The organism is Blastococcus sp. VKM Ac-2987 (assembly GCF_026967805.1).
Classification (GTDB): Bacteria; Actinomycetota; Actinomycetes; order Mycobacteriales; family Geodermatophilaceae; genus Blastococcus.
In genome coordinates this window covers 1,228,201-1,243,712 of sequence record NZ_JAPVBG010000002.1, presented here as the reverse complement: position 1 = coordinate 1,243,712, position 15,512 = coordinate 1,228,201, and the positions used below count along the sequence as shown (strand labels likewise).

Sequence of the window (15,512 nt, the reverse complement as noted above, 5' to 3'; positions counted from 1 at the left end):
TGGTTCAGACCGAGAGGACCTGGCGACCGTCGTACTGGCCGCAGGTCGGGCACGCCTGGTGCGGGGGCTTGAGCTCGCCGCAGGCGCGGTTCGGGCACGGCGACAGGGTCGGCGCGGTGGCCTTCCACTGCGACCGGCGCATGCGGGTGTTGGCGCGCGACATCTTCCGCTTCGGGACGGCCACGATCAGTTCTCCTCTGGGGTGGTGGATTCGCCGGGGGTGCCCGACGAGGAAGCAGTGGTGCCGAACTTCGCCGCGAGGCCCGCCCAGCGGGCGTCGACGACCTCGTGCGAGTGGTCGGCGGGGAGGTCGTCCAGTCGCTGACCGCAGTCGACGCACAGGCCGGAGCAGTCCTCGGTGCAGACCGGGGCCAGCGGGAGGCTCAGGACGACGACGTCGCGCGCGAGCGGCTCGAGGTCGAGGAAGTCGCCCTCGATCCGGCGGACCTCGTCCTCCTCGCTCGTCGCCTCCGTGGTGCTGCCCGAGTAGGCGTAGAGCTCCTGGACGTCGAGGCGGAGAACGTCCTCGATCGGCTCCAGGCAGCGCGCGCAGGAGCCGGCGACCGGGACGGAGAACTCGCCGGTGACCAGCACGCCCTCCATGACCGACTCCAGCCGCAGGTGCAGGTGGACGTCAGCGGCCTCGGGCACACCGAGCAGCTCCACCCGCCAGTCACCAGGGGCCGGCGCGGTGCGGTCCAGCTCCTGCATCGACCCCGCCCGACGGCCCAGCTCCCGGAGGTCGACCTTCCAGGGGTTGGCGGCGGGACGCCGGTCCTCGTGAGGAGCGGCGCCGGAGCGGTTCGGCGAAGCAGCAGGCATGTCAGTACTCGCGGTCGGGAGCGGGAGGGCGGCCGGCCCGGGCGGAAAGCCACGGGAGGAGGACCGGGGATCGAGACTACCCGATCCCCGCCGCCGACCGAGGTGAGGGACTCCGAACGCCCGCCGTCCAGGGACCCGCCCCGAGCGTGCGAGGGGTGGGGAGGACGGTGGTCCTCCTAGGGCTCCCGCAGGGTGGAGCGGGCCTTGTCCACCGAGCGCAGCATCCGCTCGAGCGTTCCCCCGAACTCGGCCAGCCGGCTGTCGACGTACTCGTCGACCTCCGCCCGCATCTGCGCGGCCTCGGCGTGCGACTGCTCGCCGAGCTCGTCGGCCCGGGCGACAGCGGTGCGGTAGACCTCGGTCTCGGTGATCAGCCGCTCGTGCTCGGCCTGCGCCTCGGCGATCAGCGCGGCCCGGTGCTGCCGGCCCTCGTCGATCAGCGCCTCGGCCTCCGCCTCGGCCTCCAGCAGGATCTGCTCGGCGTCGGCCTGGGCGGCGGCGAGCAGCTCGTCGCGCTGCCGCCGCGCGGTGCCGATGATCTCGTCGCGCTGGCGGCGGGCCTGGGTGAGCAGCTGCTCGCTGTCGGCGCGGGTGCGGCCGGTGAGGCGCTCGGCCTCGGCCTGGGCCTGCTGCAGGATCTCGGTCCGCTGCTCGACGATCGCGCCTGCGGCCTGCACGTCCTCGGGCAGCGACTCGCGCAGGTCGTCGAGCAGGTCCAGCACGTGATCGCGCGGCACCATGCAGGAGTTGGACATCGGCACGCTGCGGGCGTTCTCGATGACCGTGGTCAGCTCGTCGACGGTCTCGTACAGGCGGTAGACGACCTCGGTCGTCGCGCCGCGGGGCGGCCCACCCCGGGGCGGGCGGGTCACGTGTCCGCCCGCCGGGCGTGCTCGGCCAGCCGGTCGTTGACGGCCTTGGGCACCAGCCGGGAGACGTCCCCGCCGAAGGTGGCGATCTGCTTCACCAGGCTGGAGGACAGGTGACCGACCTGCGGCGCCGTGGGCACGAACAGGGTGTCGATGGCGGCGAGCTCGCGGTTCATCTGCGCCATCTGCAGCTCGTACTCGAAGTCGCTGACCGCCCGGAGCCCCTTGACGATCACCGGGATGTCGTGGGTGCGGCAGTAGTCGACCAGCAGCCCCTGGAAGCTGTCGACGGTGACGTTGGGCAGGTCGGAGACGGACTCCCGCAGGAGGTCCATGCGCTCCTCGACCGAGAAGAGCCCGGCCTTGCCCGGGTTGACCAGCACCGCGACGACCAGTTCGTCGTACAGCCCGGCGGCCCGGTTGATGACGTCGACGTGCCCGTTGGTGACCGGGTCGAAGGAACCTGGGCAGACGGCACGTCTCACGGACGCCGACCGTACCGGAGCACGGCCTCGCCGTAGCGTCGCTCGCGCAGTCCTTCCAAGGGTGTCGGCCACTCCCACCCCTGTTCGCGGCTGGACCGCTCGACCACGACGACGCCCCCGGGGGTCAGCCACTCCCCCGTGACCAGGGCCCGCAGCACGTCGCGCACCTCGTCGGCGGGCACGGCGTAGGGCGGGTCGGCGAGCACGACGTCGAACGGTGCCGGCGCGGGAGAGGCGATGACGGTGGCCACCGATCCGGCGACCACCCGGCCGCCCGGCAGGCCGACCGCGGCGAGGTTCGCCCGCAGCACCGGCAGCACCCTCGGTCCGGACTCGACGAAGACGACGCTCGCGGCACCGCGGGACAGCGCTTCCAGCCCGAGCGCACCGGAGCCGGCGTAGAGGTCGAGCACCGCGGCGCCGTCGAGGTCGACCAGCGAGCCGAGCGAGTTGAACAGCGCGCCGCGGGCCTTGTCGCCGGTCGGCCGCACCCCGGCCGGGGGCACCTGGAGCCGCCGGCCCCCGGCGACGCCGGCGATCAGGCGTGTCACACCCGCACCGCCGAGCTGGTCACGCCTTCTCCAGCCACTCGGCTCGCTCGTCGCTGGCGAGGGCAGCCACCTCGGCCGCGAGCCCGGGGTGGTCGGCGAGCCCGCGCTCGGTGGACAGCAGGGCGGTCGCCTCGCCGCGCGCCTCGGCGATGAGCTCCTCGTCCTCCAGGAGGGACAGCAGCTTGATGCCCGACCGGCGGCCCGACTGCGCCGCGCCGAGGACGTCGCCCTCGCGCCGGGTCTCCAGGTCCAGCCGGGCCAGCTCGAAGCCGTCGGACGTGGACGCGACGGCGGCCAGCCGCTGCCCGGTCGGCGACGACGACGGGGCGTCGGTGACCAGCAGGCACAGGCCGGCGTGCTTTCCCCGGGCCACCCGGCCGCGGAGCTGGTGCAGCTGGCTGACGCCGAACCGGTCGGCGTCCATGACCACCATCACCGTGGCGTTGGGGACGTCGACGCCCACCTCGACCACGGTGGTGGCGACGAGCACGTCGGTCTCGCCGGTGGCGAAGGCGCGCATGACGGCGTCCTTCTCCTCCGGCGTCATCCGCCCGTGCAGGACGTCGAGCCGCAGCCCGGCCAGCGGGCCGCTGCGCAGGGCCTCGGCGACGTCGAGCACGGCCAGCGGGGGACGGCGGTCGCTGCGGCCCTCTTCGTCGGGAGGCGCGCCGTCGGCGTCCTCGGGCTCGTCGTCGGGGCCGGTGACGTCACCGATGCGGGGGCAGACGACGTAGGCCTGCCGGCCGGCGGCGATCTCCTCGCGCAGCCGCTCCCAGGCCCGGTCGAGCCAGCCGGGCTTCTCCACGACCGGGACGACGGAGCTGGAGACGCCCCCGCGGCCGCTGGGCAGCTGCCGGAGGGTGGAGATCTCCAGGTCGCCGTAGACGGTCATCGCCACGGTGCGCGGGATCGGGGTGGCGGTCATGACGAGCACGTGCGGGGGCCGGCTGCCCTTGGCCCGCAGCGCGTCGCGCTGCTCGACGCCGAAGCGGTGCTGCTCGTCGACGACGACCAGACCCAGGTCGGCGAAGTCGACGCCCTCCTGCAGCAGCGCGTGCGTGCCGATGACGATGCCCGCCCGCCCCTCGGCCACCTCGGCGCGGGCCTGGCGGCGGGGAGCGGCCTTGAGGGAGCCGGTGAGCAGCGTGACCCGGGTGCCGGCGGGGTCGCCGTCGAGCTCGCCGGCGCGACCCAGCGGGCCCAGCAGCGCGCGGATGCCGCGGGCGTGCTGGGCGGCGAGCACCTCGGTGGGGGCCAGCAGCGCGGCCTGCCCCCCGGCGTCGACGACCTGGGCCATGGCCCGCAGCGCGACGACGGTCTTGCCCGAGCCGACCTCGCCCTGGAGCAGCCGGTGCATCGGCTGGTCGCGGTCGAGCTCGACGGCCAGCTCCTCCCCCACGGCCCGCTGGCCGTCGGTGAGGGCGAAGGGCAGGGCGGCGTCGACGGCGTCGAGCAGGCCGCCGGCCTTCCGGGGGCGGGCGGTGCCCGGCTCGAGCGCGGCGGCCCGGCGGCGGGCGGCCAGGGTGAGCTGGAGCGTGAGCGCCTCGTCCCACTTGAGCCGGCGCTCGGCCCGCTCGACGTCCTGGCTGCTGGTGGGCCGGTGGATGTCGAGCAGCGCGGCGGGCAGGGAGAGCAGCCCGTGGCGGGTGCGGATCTCCTCAGGCAACGGGTCGGTGACGAGGTCGGCGAGGTTGCCGGCACCGCCGAGCAGCAGCTTCACCGACTTCTGGATCACCCAGCTCGAGACGTCCTTGCTGGCCGGGTAGATCGGCACCAGCTCGCGCGCCCAGTCGTCGTCGTCATCGTCGCCGCTGAGCAGCTGCATGTCGGGGTGGGTGAACTGCAGCTTGCCCTGGTAGGTGCCGACGGTCCCGGCGAACATGCCCCAGACGCCGGGGGCCAGCCGGGCGTGCTTGTGGCTGAAGAAGACGAGCTTCATGGTGCTGGCGCCGTCGCCGACGGTCACCTCGGTGATCATGCCGCGGCGCTGCCGCATGGGCCGGGTGCTCACGGTCTTCACCTGGGCGAGCACCGTCACCCGGTCCCCGGCCTGGAGGTCGTCCAGCCGGGCCATCTCGCCGCGCCGCGCGTAGCGACGGGGGTAGTGCCGCAGCAGGTGGCGGACCGTGTGCAGCCCGAGCTGCTCGGCCATGCCGGTGGCGGTCTTGGGGCCGAGCACCCGGGCCAGCGGCGTCTCCAGCGTCACCGCCACGGTCACTCGACCCCGATCTGCAGGAGCAGCGAGCTCGGGCCGCCGCCGTAGCGGACCACCTCGATGGTGGGGTGCGCCGTCGAGAGGTGGCGGCACACCGCGTCGCCGAGCGCCTCGGCGGGGCCGACGACCAGGGTGGCCATCTCCCCTCCGGCGGAGAGCAGCCGGTCCAGCAGGTCGCAGGCGACGGCGGCCGGCTCGGCGCCGATGACGACGACGTCGCCCTCCGCGGAGCCCAGGACGTCGCCCGGCCGGCAGCGGCCGGCGGAGGTGAGGGCCTCCTGGTCGGCGACGGTCAGCTCGGCCCAGCGGGTGGCGGCGGCGGCCTCGGCCATGGCGATGACGTCGTCCCCGAAGCGCCGCCCGGCCTCCGCGACGGCCACGGCGGCCAGCCCCTGCACCGGGGAGCGGGTGGGCACCACGGCGATCTCGCGACCACCGGCCTCGCGGGCGCGGGTGGCCGCCCGGGAGGCGACCGGCAGCAGACCGGCGTCGTTCGGCAGGACGATGACCTCCTGCCCGCCGGAGGCGACGATCTCGTCGAACAGGTCGTCCTCGGTCACGCCGTCGGCGTCGCAGACGACCACGCCGACGCCCTCCGCCCGGAAGAGCTCGGCGAGGCCCTCGCTGTGCACGGCGGCGACCACCGACCGCCGCCCGGGGACCGGTGCGGCCGGGCGCACCGGCGCGAGCGGGGTGACCGAGATGCGGTGCGGGCGCCCGGCCTCGATGCCGGCCTCGATGGCGGCGCCGACGTCGGAGACGTGGACGTGGACGTTCCACTCCCGGCCGGTCGGGGTGTCCACGCCGACGACGACGAGGCTGTCCCCGAGCGCGGCCAGCCGCTCGTGCAGCCGGGCGACGGAGGTCTCGTCGGCGTCGGCGAGCAGGTACTGGACCTCGCTGCCGGGGCCGGGCGGGGGCTGGTGCGGTGCGTGCTCGGAGCCGTGGCGCCGGCGGTGCCGGTCGGGACCGTCCAGGGCCGGCCGGACCGGCTGGACGCCGGTGACGGTGCGCACGAGGGCGTCGAGGACCAGCGACAGCCCGGCGCCGCCGGCGTCGACGACGCCGGCCTCGCGCAGGACGGCGAGCTGGCCGGGGGTGCGCTCCAGGGCGGCGCGGGCGCCGTCGGCGGCGGCGAGGACGACGTCGGCGAGCGTGGTGCGACCCTCGTCGACGGCGGCCACGGCCGCCTCCCCGCTCGCCCGGGCGACGGTGAGGAAGGTGCCCTCCTCCGGGTCGGCGACGGCGGAGTAGGCGCTCTCCGCGGCCTTCCGCAGCGCGCCGGCGAAGGCGGGCCCGTCGGCCGGGGGCTGGTCGGCCAGCTGGTCGGCGAGGCCGCGCAGGAGCTGGGCGAGGATCGTGCCGGAGTTGCCGTGCGCGGCGAGGACCGCGCCCCGGGCGACGACGGCCCAGGCGGACTCGCCCTCGCCGGCCGCGTCGAGCGCGGCGCGGGCACCCTCCGCGGTGTGCAGCAGGTTGGTGCCGGTGTCCCCGTCGGGCACCGGGAAGACGTTCAGGTCGTCGAGCCGGCCCCGGGAGTCGGACAGCGCCTCGACCGCGGCCCGGCACCACTGACCGACCGCGGCGTCATCCAGCGCCAGCAGCACGGGTGGCAGGCTACCCACCCGCACCGACACGACCGACCATCACGCACCTCCCTGCCGCTCGCAGGGGGTCGTCCGGAGGGCACCGCGACGTCCGGTCCGAGGAACGGTTAGACTGCTGGACGGTCTTGATGCGGGTGCTGCCTTGCCCCGCCGCTGTGAACGATTCTTTCTGGGAGTGATCAACCGTGGCTGCCAACTGCGATGTGTGTGGCAAGGGCCCCGGTTTCGGTATGTCGGTGTCGCACTCGCACCGCCGCACGCCGCGCCGTTGGAACCCGAACATCCAGTCCGTGCGGGCGCTGATCGCCCCCGGCAACCGTCGCCGGATCAACGCGTGCACCTCGTGCATCCGCGCCGGCAAGGTCGTTCGCGCCTGAGCTGAGGGGCCCGCCCCCACTGACGACAGAACCCCGGAGGTCTCCGACCTCCGGGGTTCTTCGTGTGCCCGGACGCCGGCCGGGCGCTCACGAGGGCGCCGGCTCCTCTCGCGGGCGCAGCGGTCTGCCGAGCATCGGGTCGGCGGCTTCCCAGCCGCTGGCCCCCGTTCGACCGCAGTCGCTCACCACCCGGGATGGGTCCACTGCAGGCCACCGTCGCGCAGCCGGCGCATGCGTCAGCCCGGTGCCTGGTGGCTGAGCCGGTGGTGGTGCCGGCCACAGGCCGCGGCTCTTTCCAGTCGAGCTTGGGTGGCCGGGTTGATCGTCGGCGTGACGGGCCGTGGACGAGGTCGAGGCCTTCCGGATCGGGAGCGACCAAGCAACTCCGTTCCTCGAGGCCTCGCGTGCTCGACTCCACGCGCTGGTCCGGCGCTTCGGTGCGTCCGGGCCGATGACTTGTTCGGTGTCGACGGTGTCCACCTCCTGGCCGTGACCGGCCGGGACGCCGAGCCGCTGACCGTGGATGTGGATGTGGAACCGATGGACGATGACCGGCTGCCCGGACTGCGGGATCGTCGCGGTCGGGCACGGGCGGCGGGTGCAGCTGCTGCACGACGCTCCCTGCTCCTGTCGCCCGGTCCTGGTCCGTCGGCGCAAGCGGATCTGGCGCTGCGCGGACCAGGGCTGCCCGCGGTCGACCTGGACCGAAGCCCACCCCTACGCCGGCCCTCGGGCCGAGCTCACCACCCGCGCGGTGGCGTGGGCCGTGGCCGGCTCGCGTCATGACGACACACCGGTCTCAGCGCCGGCTCGTCGGCCAGGAGTCGCCTGGGGCACGGTGTTGAGCGCCGTGACCGCCGCCGCCACCGACCTGCTGGGCGCGGGTGACCGGCCGGCGGGGTGAAAACCGATCGGGTCGACGAGCACATCCGGCTGTCCTCGAGGACCGCCATCATCGACAAGAGGCTCTTCGAGATCGAGCATGGTTGATCTCAATGCGCCTGCAATTTCACAGGTTGCACTCCGGGCTGGACCACAAGACACCACAAAGAAGCCCACGACGGGTACTCCAACGAGCGGTCAGCGGCCCGAAAGACAACAAAGACGCTTGCCCGGAGATTGCGTGGCGGATCATCGGTGAGTGCGGTGCGTTTGTTCGCCACCCTCTTGACGCTGCGGAGCGAGGTGAGGAGGCTCGGCGCGCCTACGTGAGTCTCTGACATGACCAGGCGGTCGCGGTGGGAAGGGGCAGGTATGCACGTGTCCGGTGTGCGCCGACGGGGGAAAATCCTGGCGCTTTTCGCCGCACTGTCGGTGAGTTCTGCTTTGGTCGGAGTGTCCACAGCGCATGCGGGACCGCCGCGGCAGAATGAACCGTCCGCGAACGAGTTCGAGGTCACGACGTTGTCGACGGAGCCTGAGTACGTGACCGGCGGGGAGGTGCTGGTCGCGATCGCCGTGCCCCCCACCGTGCCAGCCCACCAAGTGCACGTGTCCGTCGACGGGAGGGACATCAGTGACGCGTTCGCACCCGCACCTGAAGACCCCCGCAGGCTGGTGGGGCTGGTCGAGGGCCTGTCGGTCGGCAAGAACACGCTGCAGGTCAGGGCCGACGGCCGGGGCAACGGCCGCCCGACCGCGACGATGGAGCTGACCAACCATCCGATCACCGGGCCGGTCTTCTCCGGGCCGCACCAGGAGCCGTTCCTCTGTGAGACTGAAGCCTTCGGTCTCGGACCCCCGCTCGACGACGACTGCAGCGCGGAGACGAAGGTCGAGTACTTCTACCTGTCCTCGGCGACGGAGGCCTTCGAGCCGTTCGATCCGGCCGGACCACGGCCGGACGACCTGGCACGGACTACCACCATCGAGGGCGACACCGTCGACTCCATCGTGCGGCGCGAGACCGGCACCATCAACCGCGCGGTCTACGAGATCGCCTTCCTGCACTCGCCGGGGGAGCCGGCACCGGACCCGTGGACCTCGACGCCAGGCTGGAACGGCCGGCTCGTCTACACCTTCGGCGGCGGCTGCAACGCCGGCTTCCACCAGGGCGCCAGCACCGGCGGTGTGCTGAACGCGGACCTCCTCGAGCCGGGCTTCGCCGTGGCTTCGTCGTCCCAGAACGTGTTCGGCAACCGATGCAACGACGTGACGTCGGCCGAGACAGCGATGATGGTCAAGGAACACTTCATCGAGTCCTTCGGCGCTGAGGACTACACGATCGGGTACGGGTGCTCCGGCGGGGCGATGCAGGTGCATCTGGTCGCCCAGAACTACCCCGGGATCCTCGATGGGATCATTCCGCTGTGCAGCTACGCCGACGTTGCATCGCTTATCGGGCCCGCCTCGGACTGTGGGCTCCTGGAGCGCGCATTCGCGGCGAGCGAACAGCCGTGGTCACCGGAGCAGATGACCGCAGTCAGCGGCTTCGGGACGTGGGACGTGTGCCCCGAGGAGTGGTCGGCACCGAGAGAAACGTTCAGTGGTGTGGGCTTCGAAATCGGCTACATCCTCCCGCAGAGCTGTAACCCGGCTATCCCGGAGGAGCTCATCTACGATCCCGTGACGAACCCCGACGGCGTGCGCTGCACACTCCAGGATGACTGGATCAACGTGCTCGGCACGGACCCCGGAACCGGGTTCGCACCCGGGCTGTTGGACAACGTCGGAGTGCAGTACGGGCTCGAAGCTCTCAATCAGGGAGTGATCAGCTTCGAGCAGTTCGTCGAGTTCAACGAGCTGGTCGGCGGGTTCGACATCGACGCCAACTACGTGGCTGAGCGAACCGTTGCCGACGCACAGGCGCTCGAGCTCGCGTACGCCACCGGGCGGGTCAACAGCGGCGGCGGTGGACTCGCCACATTGCCCATCATCGACCTGCGCAGCTACACCGACCTGAACCCGGACATCCACGACTTCGTCCGGTCCTTCTCCGTCCGGGAGCGGCTCATCGAGGCCAACGGCCACGCCGACAACCAGGTCATCTGGGTCGAAGAAGGGCCGAGCGTGCTGCCCTCGCGCGCACCGGAGGCGGTCCGCGTGATGGACGAGTGGTTGCGCGCCATCACTGCGGACACCTCTGCGGCGAGCGCCGCGGAGAAGGTCGTCCAGAACAAGCCCGACGAGGCCGTGGACACCTGCTGGACCCCGTACGACTGGAAGATCGTCCAGCCGATCCCCTATGAAGGATCCGGCGTTTGCGGCGAGCTGTACCCGGCCCATGCCGACCCGCGCATCGCGGCGGGTGCACCGGTCGCCGACGACATCATCAAGTGTGCGTTGAAGCCGGTGGAGGCCGCGGACTACGTCGAGTCACTGACCGAGGGCCAGCTCGACCGGCTGCGGGAGGTCTTCCCGCAGGGCGTGTGCAACTACGAGGTGCCCGGGATCGGTGAACAGCCTCTGGAGGACACCTGGCTCGACTACTCCAGGTCTGGAGCCTGAGCGCGACCGAGTGACGGTGGCGGGGTCCCGAGAGCAGACTCGGGGACCCCGCCACCGCACGTCCGGCGGTGCCGGTCATCCGGGTCGGCCCTCGCCCACCTCACCGGGCCGCCACTGCCGGAGCCCCGCTCCGGACATCCGGCGGGCCCCCGCCTCCCGCAGCCGGTGCAGCGCCGCGGCGTCGCAGCCGAGTGCCGAGTGCCGAGTGCCGGCCGCGGGAGCATCATCGCCCGAGCCCGCGTCCCCTCGCGGCGGTCACGACGATGTCCACGACCGTGTCCAGCGGCAGCGCGGTGGCGTCGACGACCACGTGGTAGTGAGCCGCCGCAGCCGGGTCGACGCGGTAGAAGTGCCGCACGTACGCCTCCCGGGCCCGGTCGTTGGCCGCCATCTCGCTCGCCACCTCGTCGCGGGGCCGCCCGGACCGCGCCACCGCGGCGGCCAGCCGCCGGTCGCGCGGGCCGTCGAGCCGGACGTGCAGCGCGTCGGTCCGGTCCCGCAGCACCATCGCCCCGGCCCGGCCGAGCACCACCCCGCCGTCGCCGGCCGCGATCTCGGCCAGGACGCGTTCGGTCTGGTCCCGGTAGGCCCGGGCGTCGGGCAGCGGCGCCCCCGGCACCACGGCGCCCACCGGGTCGGGCATGGTCCCCAGCGACTCCACCAGGCGCCACAGCCCGCGGACGACGGTCTCGTCGTTGGCCTCGGCCTCCTCCACCGGGACGCCGAGCCGGCCGGCCACCTGCGCCGGGATCGCCCGGTCGTGGAACGGGAGACCGAGCCGCGCGGCGACCGCGGGCCCCACCTCCGGACCCGCGGCGCCGTAGGGGGCCGAGATCGTCACGATGCCCACGTCGCCTCCTCCTCGTCCACCAGCGGAGCAAGATCCTTGCCGAGGAACACCGCGTCCGGCGCGCACGCGTACACCCCGTAACCCGGAACGGGGACGTAGCCCAGCTCCCGGTACAGGGCGACCGCCTCGGGCTGCTTCTGCCCGGTGTTCAGCACCACCGACCGGTGGCCGGCCAGCGCGGCGGTGGACTCGAGCTCCGCCATGAGCACCTGCGCCAGCCCGCGGCGGCGGAACCCCGGCCCCACGTACACCCGCTTGATCTCGACGCCGCCGGGCGGGTAGACCCGCCACGCGCCGCAGCCCGCGGCCTCCCCGGCCACCTCCGCGACCAGGAAGAGCCCGACCGGCGGCAGGAACTCCGCCGGGTCGACGACGGCCGCGTCCCGGCCGCCGTACCGGGTCACGTACTCCTGCTGCACCGCCTCGACCATCTCCTGCGCCAGCGGGTCGTCGTAGGGCAGCGGACGCAGCCGGACCACCGACCCGTCACGCAGCACCCGCTCAGCCGAAGTGGACATGCCCCGCCTTCTCCGCTCCCACCGACAGCAGCGCATCCGCCGCGGCCACACCGTCCACCCGGACCCCCGGCCCCGGCTTGCCCTGGCGGACCACCCCGATCGCCGTCCACCCCTCCGGCAGCGGCACCTTCCGCGGGAACGTCGCCAGCAGGGCGTGGTCCTCCCCGCCGGTGAGCACCCACGCCATCGGGTCCACCCCGAGCGCCGAGCCCACCTGCTGCAGCGGGCCGACCGGCTCCAGGCACGCCTGCGCCAGGGCGGCGCGATCGAGGTCCAGCACCACGCCGCTGGCGCTCGCGATGTGCTCGGCGTCGGCCAGCAGACCGTCGCTCACGTCGCACATCGCGGTGGCGCCGGCGTCGGCGGCCGCCGGCCCGGCCGCGTAGGGCGGGGTCGGCCGCCGGTGCGCCGCCACGACGGCCAGCGGGCTGGAGAAGCCGCGGCGCAGCACCGCCAGGCCGGCCGCCGACCACCCGAGGCGGCCGGCCAGCGCGATCACGTGCCCCGGCCGGGCGCCGGAGCGCAGCACCGGCGCCCGGCCCGCCAGGTCGCCGAGGGCGGTGACCGACAGGACGACGCCGGCGCTGTCCGGCGCAGCGGCCACGGTGTCCCCTCCGACGACGGCGGCACCCAGCGGGGCGCACTCGTCGGCGAGTCCGGTCGCGACGCCCTCCAGCCAGCTGGTGGGCGTGTCGGCCGGGCAGGCGAGCCCGACGACCAGCGCGGTGGTCCGGCCCCCCATCGCCGCGACGTCGGCCAGGTTGGCGGCCGCCGCCTTGTGCCCGACGTCCTCGGCGGAGGACCAGTCCCGCCGGAAGTGGCGGCCCTCCACGAGGACGTCGGTGGTGACGACGACCCGCTGGTCGGGCGTGCGAACCACGGCCGCGTCGTCCCCGGGCCCGACGTCGGCCGCCGCGGCGGTCCCGGACCGGGCCAGCACGCGGGCGATCACGCCGAACTCGCCCACCACCCGCACGGTGTCGGCCGGATCGCCGCGCGGGACCAGCGGGCGGGGTCGGCTCATCGGTGCACTCCAGTCGCTGCGGTAGGTTGCCGACGAGTCCGCCACCCGGCGGGGACGACGTCTCGGCACTGTTGCCGGAGGAAGGATCTCCCGTGGTCCACGCCTACATCCTCATCCAGACCGAAGTCGGCAAGGCCGCCCAGGTCGCCTCGACCATCAGCGAGATCAGCGGCGTCACCCGCGCCGAGGACGTGACCGGCCCGTACGACGTGATCGTCCGCGCCGAGGCCGACACCGTCGACGACCTCGGTCGCCTGGTGGTCGCCCGCGTGCAGTCGGTCGACGGGATCACCCGGACGCTGACCTGCCCGGTCGTCAACATCTGAACGGTCGCCCCGTGGACCCGCTGCGCCGGGCCGCGATCCTGATCACGGCGGTCACGCTCCCGGTGGTGATCGCGCTCATCGTCCTGGTCAACGTGGTCGGCGACCCGGACGCCGGCACACCGTCGGCCGACGAGGACCTCCCGGCCGACATCCAGGGCGCGGCTCCCGTCCGCCCCGAGGACCTCCCGGTCCTGGAGCTGCCCACCCCGCCGGTCACCCCGGAGGCCGAGGCGTCCTGCCCGGACCTGATGGGCAACCTGCCGCTGGAGCTGGCCGGGCAGCCGTCCCGCCGCGTGCAGTCGGAGACGCCGTACGTCTACGCCTGGGGCGAGCCGCCGGTCGTGCTGACGTGCGGTGTCGAGCGGCCCGCCGGCTGGACCGTCGGCGCCTCCGCCATCCAGATCAACGGCGTGCAGTGGCACGTGGACACCAGCGACCCCGGCACCACCGTGTGGACGGCGGTCGACCGGCCGGTCTACGTCGAGGTGCGGCTGCCCTCCGGCGTCGACAGCGCCCCGGTCACCGCCCTCACCGTGCCGCTGGCCGAGGCGCTCCCCTACCAGGACCCCACGCCCGCCCCCTGAGCCCGCAGCCGCGCTCACGCGGGCGGCAGGAGCGCCAGCTGCTCCTCGAGCACGGCGCCCACCTCCTGGACCGCGTCGTCGCGCGTCGCGGCCACGGCGGTCACCGACACGCTGAAGACGCCGTGCCAGCACCACGCGAAGGCGGCGGGATCGGTCAGCCCCGTCTCGGGCACGGGGGTGTCCACGGTGAGCAGCCGGCAGTTGGCGGGTAGCTCGGGCGGGTCGTCGCTCAGCATCCCGCCGTAGAGCTCCGCGTCGTTGCGGGCCAGGTCCTCGGCGTACGCGCCGGCGCCGGCGCGCTGCTCGAACTGGTCGACGAAGACCCCGGTGATCGGCCCGGACTCCCGCCCCCAGAAGCGCTCCCAGCCGAACCGGTAGCCGTAGCTGTCCAGCACGTCGAGCTCCCGCTCCGGATCGGGGGCGTAGGCGGCGACGTCCTCCAGCCGCTTGTGGCCGGCCGGGGGGTGCACCTCGTCGTCGGGCAGCCGGGGCAGCCCGGAGGGGACCTCGCCGACGACCAGCCGTTCGAGCTCCGCCGCCGAGGTGGGCCGGCCGGACGGCGGCGCGGCCGTCGGGACGCCGTCGACCGCCCGCCCGCAGCCGAGCAGCAGGGACGCGGCGACGAGGAGGGCGAGCCGGCCGCCGGCGGCGACCGCGCCACGGCGGGCGGGCCGCCCCGGGGTCACCGGCCCGGCCGTGCGCCGTCGGCCAACGCCCCGCTGACGAGACGGTCCACCAGCTCGGCGAAGTCGACGCCGGTGGCCCCCCACATGCGGGCGAACATCGAGATCGGCGTGAACCCCGGCATGGTGTTGACCTCGTTGATCACCAGCCGGTCCGCGCCGTCGGGGCCGGTGCCGAGGAAGAAGTCCACGCGGGCCAGGCCGCGGCAGTCCAGCGCGAGGTAGGCGCGGCGGGCGGCGTCCTGCACGGCGGCGATCCGCTCGGGGGTGAGGTCGGCCGGGATGTCGAACTCCGCCGCGTCGTCGAGGTACTTCGCGGCGAAGTCGTACCAGTCGACGCCGGGGCGCAGCCGGATCTCGGCCGGCAGGCTGGCCTCCGGCAGCCCGGAGCCGCGGGCGGCGAGCACGCCGCACTCGATCTCCCGGCCGGGGACGGCGGCCTCCACGATCACCTTCGGGTCGACCGCGGCGGCCGCGGCGACGGCGGCCGGGAACTGGTCCCAGTCGGCCACCTTGGTGATGCCGATGCTCGACCCGGCACGCGCCGGCTTCACGAAGACCGGCAGGCCGAGGCGCTCGCGCGCCGCGTCGTCCAGGACGGCCGGGTCGGCGCACACGGCACCGTGCTCGTCGCGCAGGACGACGTGGTCGCCCTGGGGCAGACCCGCTGCCGCGAGCAGCTTCTTGGTGAACTCCTTGTCCATGGAGGCCGCACTGGCGAACACCCCGGACCCCACGTAGGGCAGCCCGGTCATCTCCAGCAGGCCCTGCACCGTGCCGTCCTCGCCGAAGGTCCCGTGCAGCACGGGGAAGACGACGTCGACCTCGGTCAGCGCCCGCCCGATGCCCTGACCGGGGTCGAGGACGGCCAGCCCCCGCGCCGCCGGGTCGCCGACCAGCGAGACCGCCGTGCCGCCGGTGACCTCGGGCAGCGCGCCGTCGGTGATCGTGAGCCGGAGGTCGGCGTCTGGCAGCACCCAGCGGCCGTCCCGCGCGATGCCGACGGGCACGACCTCGTACCGCTCGGGGTCCAGCGCCGCCATCACGCTGCCGGCCGACACGCAGGAGATCGCGTGCTCCTCGCTGCGCCCTCCGAAGAGGACCGCCACACGCACCCTGCCCGCCTGTCCGCTCATCGCGGGAACCCTAACCGA

Annotated in this window: 16 protein-coding genes; 4 read left to right on the top strand and 12 right to left on the bottom strand. The window is 73.9% G+C overall.

The genetic code is table 11. The features are described 5' to 3' along the window. Positions 1–4 precede the first annotated feature (4 nt). The 7 genes from rpmF to O2W17_RS14895 all read right to left on the bottom strand — a co-directional run bounded on the left by rpmF (position 5) and on the right by O2W17_RS14895 (position 6,549). Positions 5–184 carry a 50S ribosomal protein L32 gene (gene rpmF, locus O2W17_RS14925; protein WP_014377519.1) on the bottom strand — a complete coding sequence of 60 codons (180 nt, stop codon included), beginning with the start codon at positions 182–184 and terminating at the stop codon, positions 5–7. A 2-nt stretch (positions 185–186) separates the two neighbouring features. After that, positions 187–822: a YceD family protein gene (locus tag O2W17_RS14920; RefSeq protein WP_269193204.1), complete on the bottom strand. Its 636-nt coding sequence runs from the start codon at positions 820–822 to the stop codon at positions 187–189. Positions 823–998: 176 nt separating this feature from the next. Beyond that, positions 999–1,694: a hypothetical protein gene (locus tag O2W17_RS14915; RefSeq protein ID WP_269193203.1), complete on the bottom strand. Its 696-nt coding sequence runs from the start codon at positions 1,692–1,694 to the stop codon at positions 999–1,001. Further along, entirely contained in the window at positions 1,691–2,176 is a 486-nt protein-coding gene (coaD, locus tag O2W17_RS14910; protein WP_269193202.1) for a pantetheine-phosphate adenylyltransferase, read from the bottom strand. The genes O2W17_RS14915 and coaD overlap by 4 nt, the downstream gene beginning before the upstream one ends. After that, a complete protein-coding gene (gene rsmD / locus O2W17_RS14905; RefSeq protein ID WP_269193201.1) occupies positions 2,173–2,727 on the bottom strand; it encodes a 16S rRNA (guanine(966)-N(2))-methyltransferase RsmD in 555 nt (184 codons plus the stop codon). Before rsmD ends, coaD begins: the two co-directional genes overlap by 4 nt. Positions 2,728–2,746: 19 nt before the next feature. Then, the gene (gene recG / locus O2W17_RS14900; protein ID WP_269193200.1) at positions 2,747–4,939 is read right to left on the bottom strand and encodes an ATP-dependent DNA helicase RecG; all 2,193 of its coding nucleotides are present in this window, start codon (positions 4,937–4,939) and stop codon (positions 2,747–2,749) included. Positions 4,940–4,941: 2 nt separating this feature from the next. Beyond that, positions 4,942–6,549: a DAK2 domain-containing protein gene (locus O2W17_RS14895; RefSeq protein WP_269193199.1), complete on the bottom strand. Its 1,608-nt coding sequence runs from the start codon at positions 6,547–6,549 to the stop codon at positions 4,942–4,944. A 185-nt stretch (positions 6,550–6,734) separates the two neighbouring features. Here O2W17_RS14895 and rpmB point away from each other — a divergent pair, with 185 nt between their 5' ends. Together rpmB and O2W17_RS14885 are read left to right on the top strand one after the other, a co-directional pair. Beyond that, a complete protein-coding gene (gene rpmB / locus O2W17_RS14890; RefSeq protein ID WP_104523111.1) occupies positions 6,735–6,926 on the top strand; it encodes a 50S ribosomal protein L28 in 192 nt (63 codons plus the stop codon). A 1,260-nt stretch (positions 6,927–8,186) separates the two neighbouring features. Beyond that, positions 8,187–10,373: a DUF6351 family protein gene (locus O2W17_RS14885; RefSeq protein WP_269193198.1), complete on the top strand. Its 2,187-nt coding sequence runs from the start codon at positions 8,187–8,189 to the stop codon at positions 10,371–10,373. A 223-nt stretch (positions 10,374–10,596) separates the two neighbouring features. Here O2W17_RS14885 and O2W17_RS14880 read toward each other — a convergent pair whose 3' ends face one another. Genes O2W17_RS14880 through O2W17_RS14870 form a run of 3 tightly spaced genes read right to left on the bottom strand, consistent with a single transcriptional unit; the run spans position 10,597 to position 12,765 of the window. Continuing rightward, positions 10,597–11,223: a cytidylate kinase-like family protein gene (locus O2W17_RS14880; protein ID WP_269193197.1), complete on the bottom strand. Its 627-nt coding sequence runs from the start codon at positions 11,221–11,223 to the stop codon at positions 10,597–10,599. After that, positions 11,211–11,741 (bottom strand): GNAT family N-acetyltransferase, encoded by a 531-nt coding sequence (locus O2W17_RS14875; RefSeq protein WP_269193196.1) that lies wholly within the window; start codon positions 11,739–11,741, stop codon positions 11,211–11,213. The genes O2W17_RS14880 and O2W17_RS14875 overlap by 13 nt, the downstream gene beginning before the upstream one ends. Next, entirely contained in the window at positions 11,725–12,765 is a 1,041-nt protein-coding gene (locus O2W17_RS14870) for a thiamine-phosphate kinase (protein WP_269193195.1), read from the bottom strand. Before O2W17_RS14870 ends, O2W17_RS14875 begins: the two co-directional genes overlap by 17 nt. Positions 12,766–12,857: 92 nt before the next feature. Between O2W17_RS14870 and O2W17_RS14865 the strand changes: the two genes are divergently transcribed. Together O2W17_RS14865 and O2W17_RS14860 are read left to right on the top strand one after the other, a co-directional pair. After that, positions 12,858–13,091 (top strand): Lrp/AsnC ligand binding domain-containing protein, encoded by a 234-nt coding sequence (locus O2W17_RS14865; RefSeq protein ID WP_269193194.1) that lies wholly within the window; start codon positions 12,858–12,860, stop codon positions 13,089–13,091. Between the two features lie 11 nt (positions 13,092–13,102). Then, the gene (locus tag O2W17_RS14860; RefSeq protein WP_269193193.1) at positions 13,103–13,675 is read left to right on the top strand and encodes a DUF3515 domain-containing protein; all 573 of its coding nucleotides are present in this window, start codon (positions 13,103–13,105) and stop codon (positions 13,673–13,675) included. Positions 13,676–13,689: 14 nt separating this feature from the next. On the opposite strand, the gene O2W17_RS14855 is transcribed toward O2W17_RS14860, so the two are convergent. After that, positions 13,690–14,361, bottom strand: a complete 672-nt coding sequence (locus tag O2W17_RS14855; protein WP_269193192.1) for a hypothetical protein — start codon at positions 14,359–14,361, stop codon at positions 13,690–13,692. Then, on the bottom strand, positions 14,358–15,494 hold the full coding sequence (locus O2W17_RS14850) for a D-alanine--D-alanine ligase family protein (protein ID WP_269193191.1): 1,137 nt from the start codon (positions 15,492–15,494) through the stop codon (positions 14,358–14,360). The genes O2W17_RS14855 and O2W17_RS14850 overlap by 4 nt, the downstream gene beginning before the upstream one ends. Positions 15,495–15,512: the final 18 nt, after the last annotated feature.

Excerpts from the sequence above, each read along its gene's own strand:
- O2W17_RS14920 (WP_269193204.1), bottom strand. The coding sequence starts at position 822 with ATGCCTGCTGCTTCGCCGAACCGCTCCGGCGCCGCTCCTCACGAGGAC.
- O2W17_RS14875 (WP_269193196.1), bottom strand. The coding sequence starts at position 11,741 with ATGTCCACTTCGGCTGAGCGGGTGCTGCGTGACGGGTCGGTGGTCCGG.
- O2W17_RS14870 (WP_269193195.1), bottom strand. The coding sequence starts at position 12,765 with ATGAGCCGACCCCGCCCGCTGGTCCCGCGCGGCGATCCGGCCGACACC.
- O2W17_RS14850 (WP_269193191.1), bottom strand. The coding sequence starts at position 15,494 with ATGAGCGGACAGGCGGGCAGGGTGCGTGTGGCGGTCCTCTTCGGAGGG.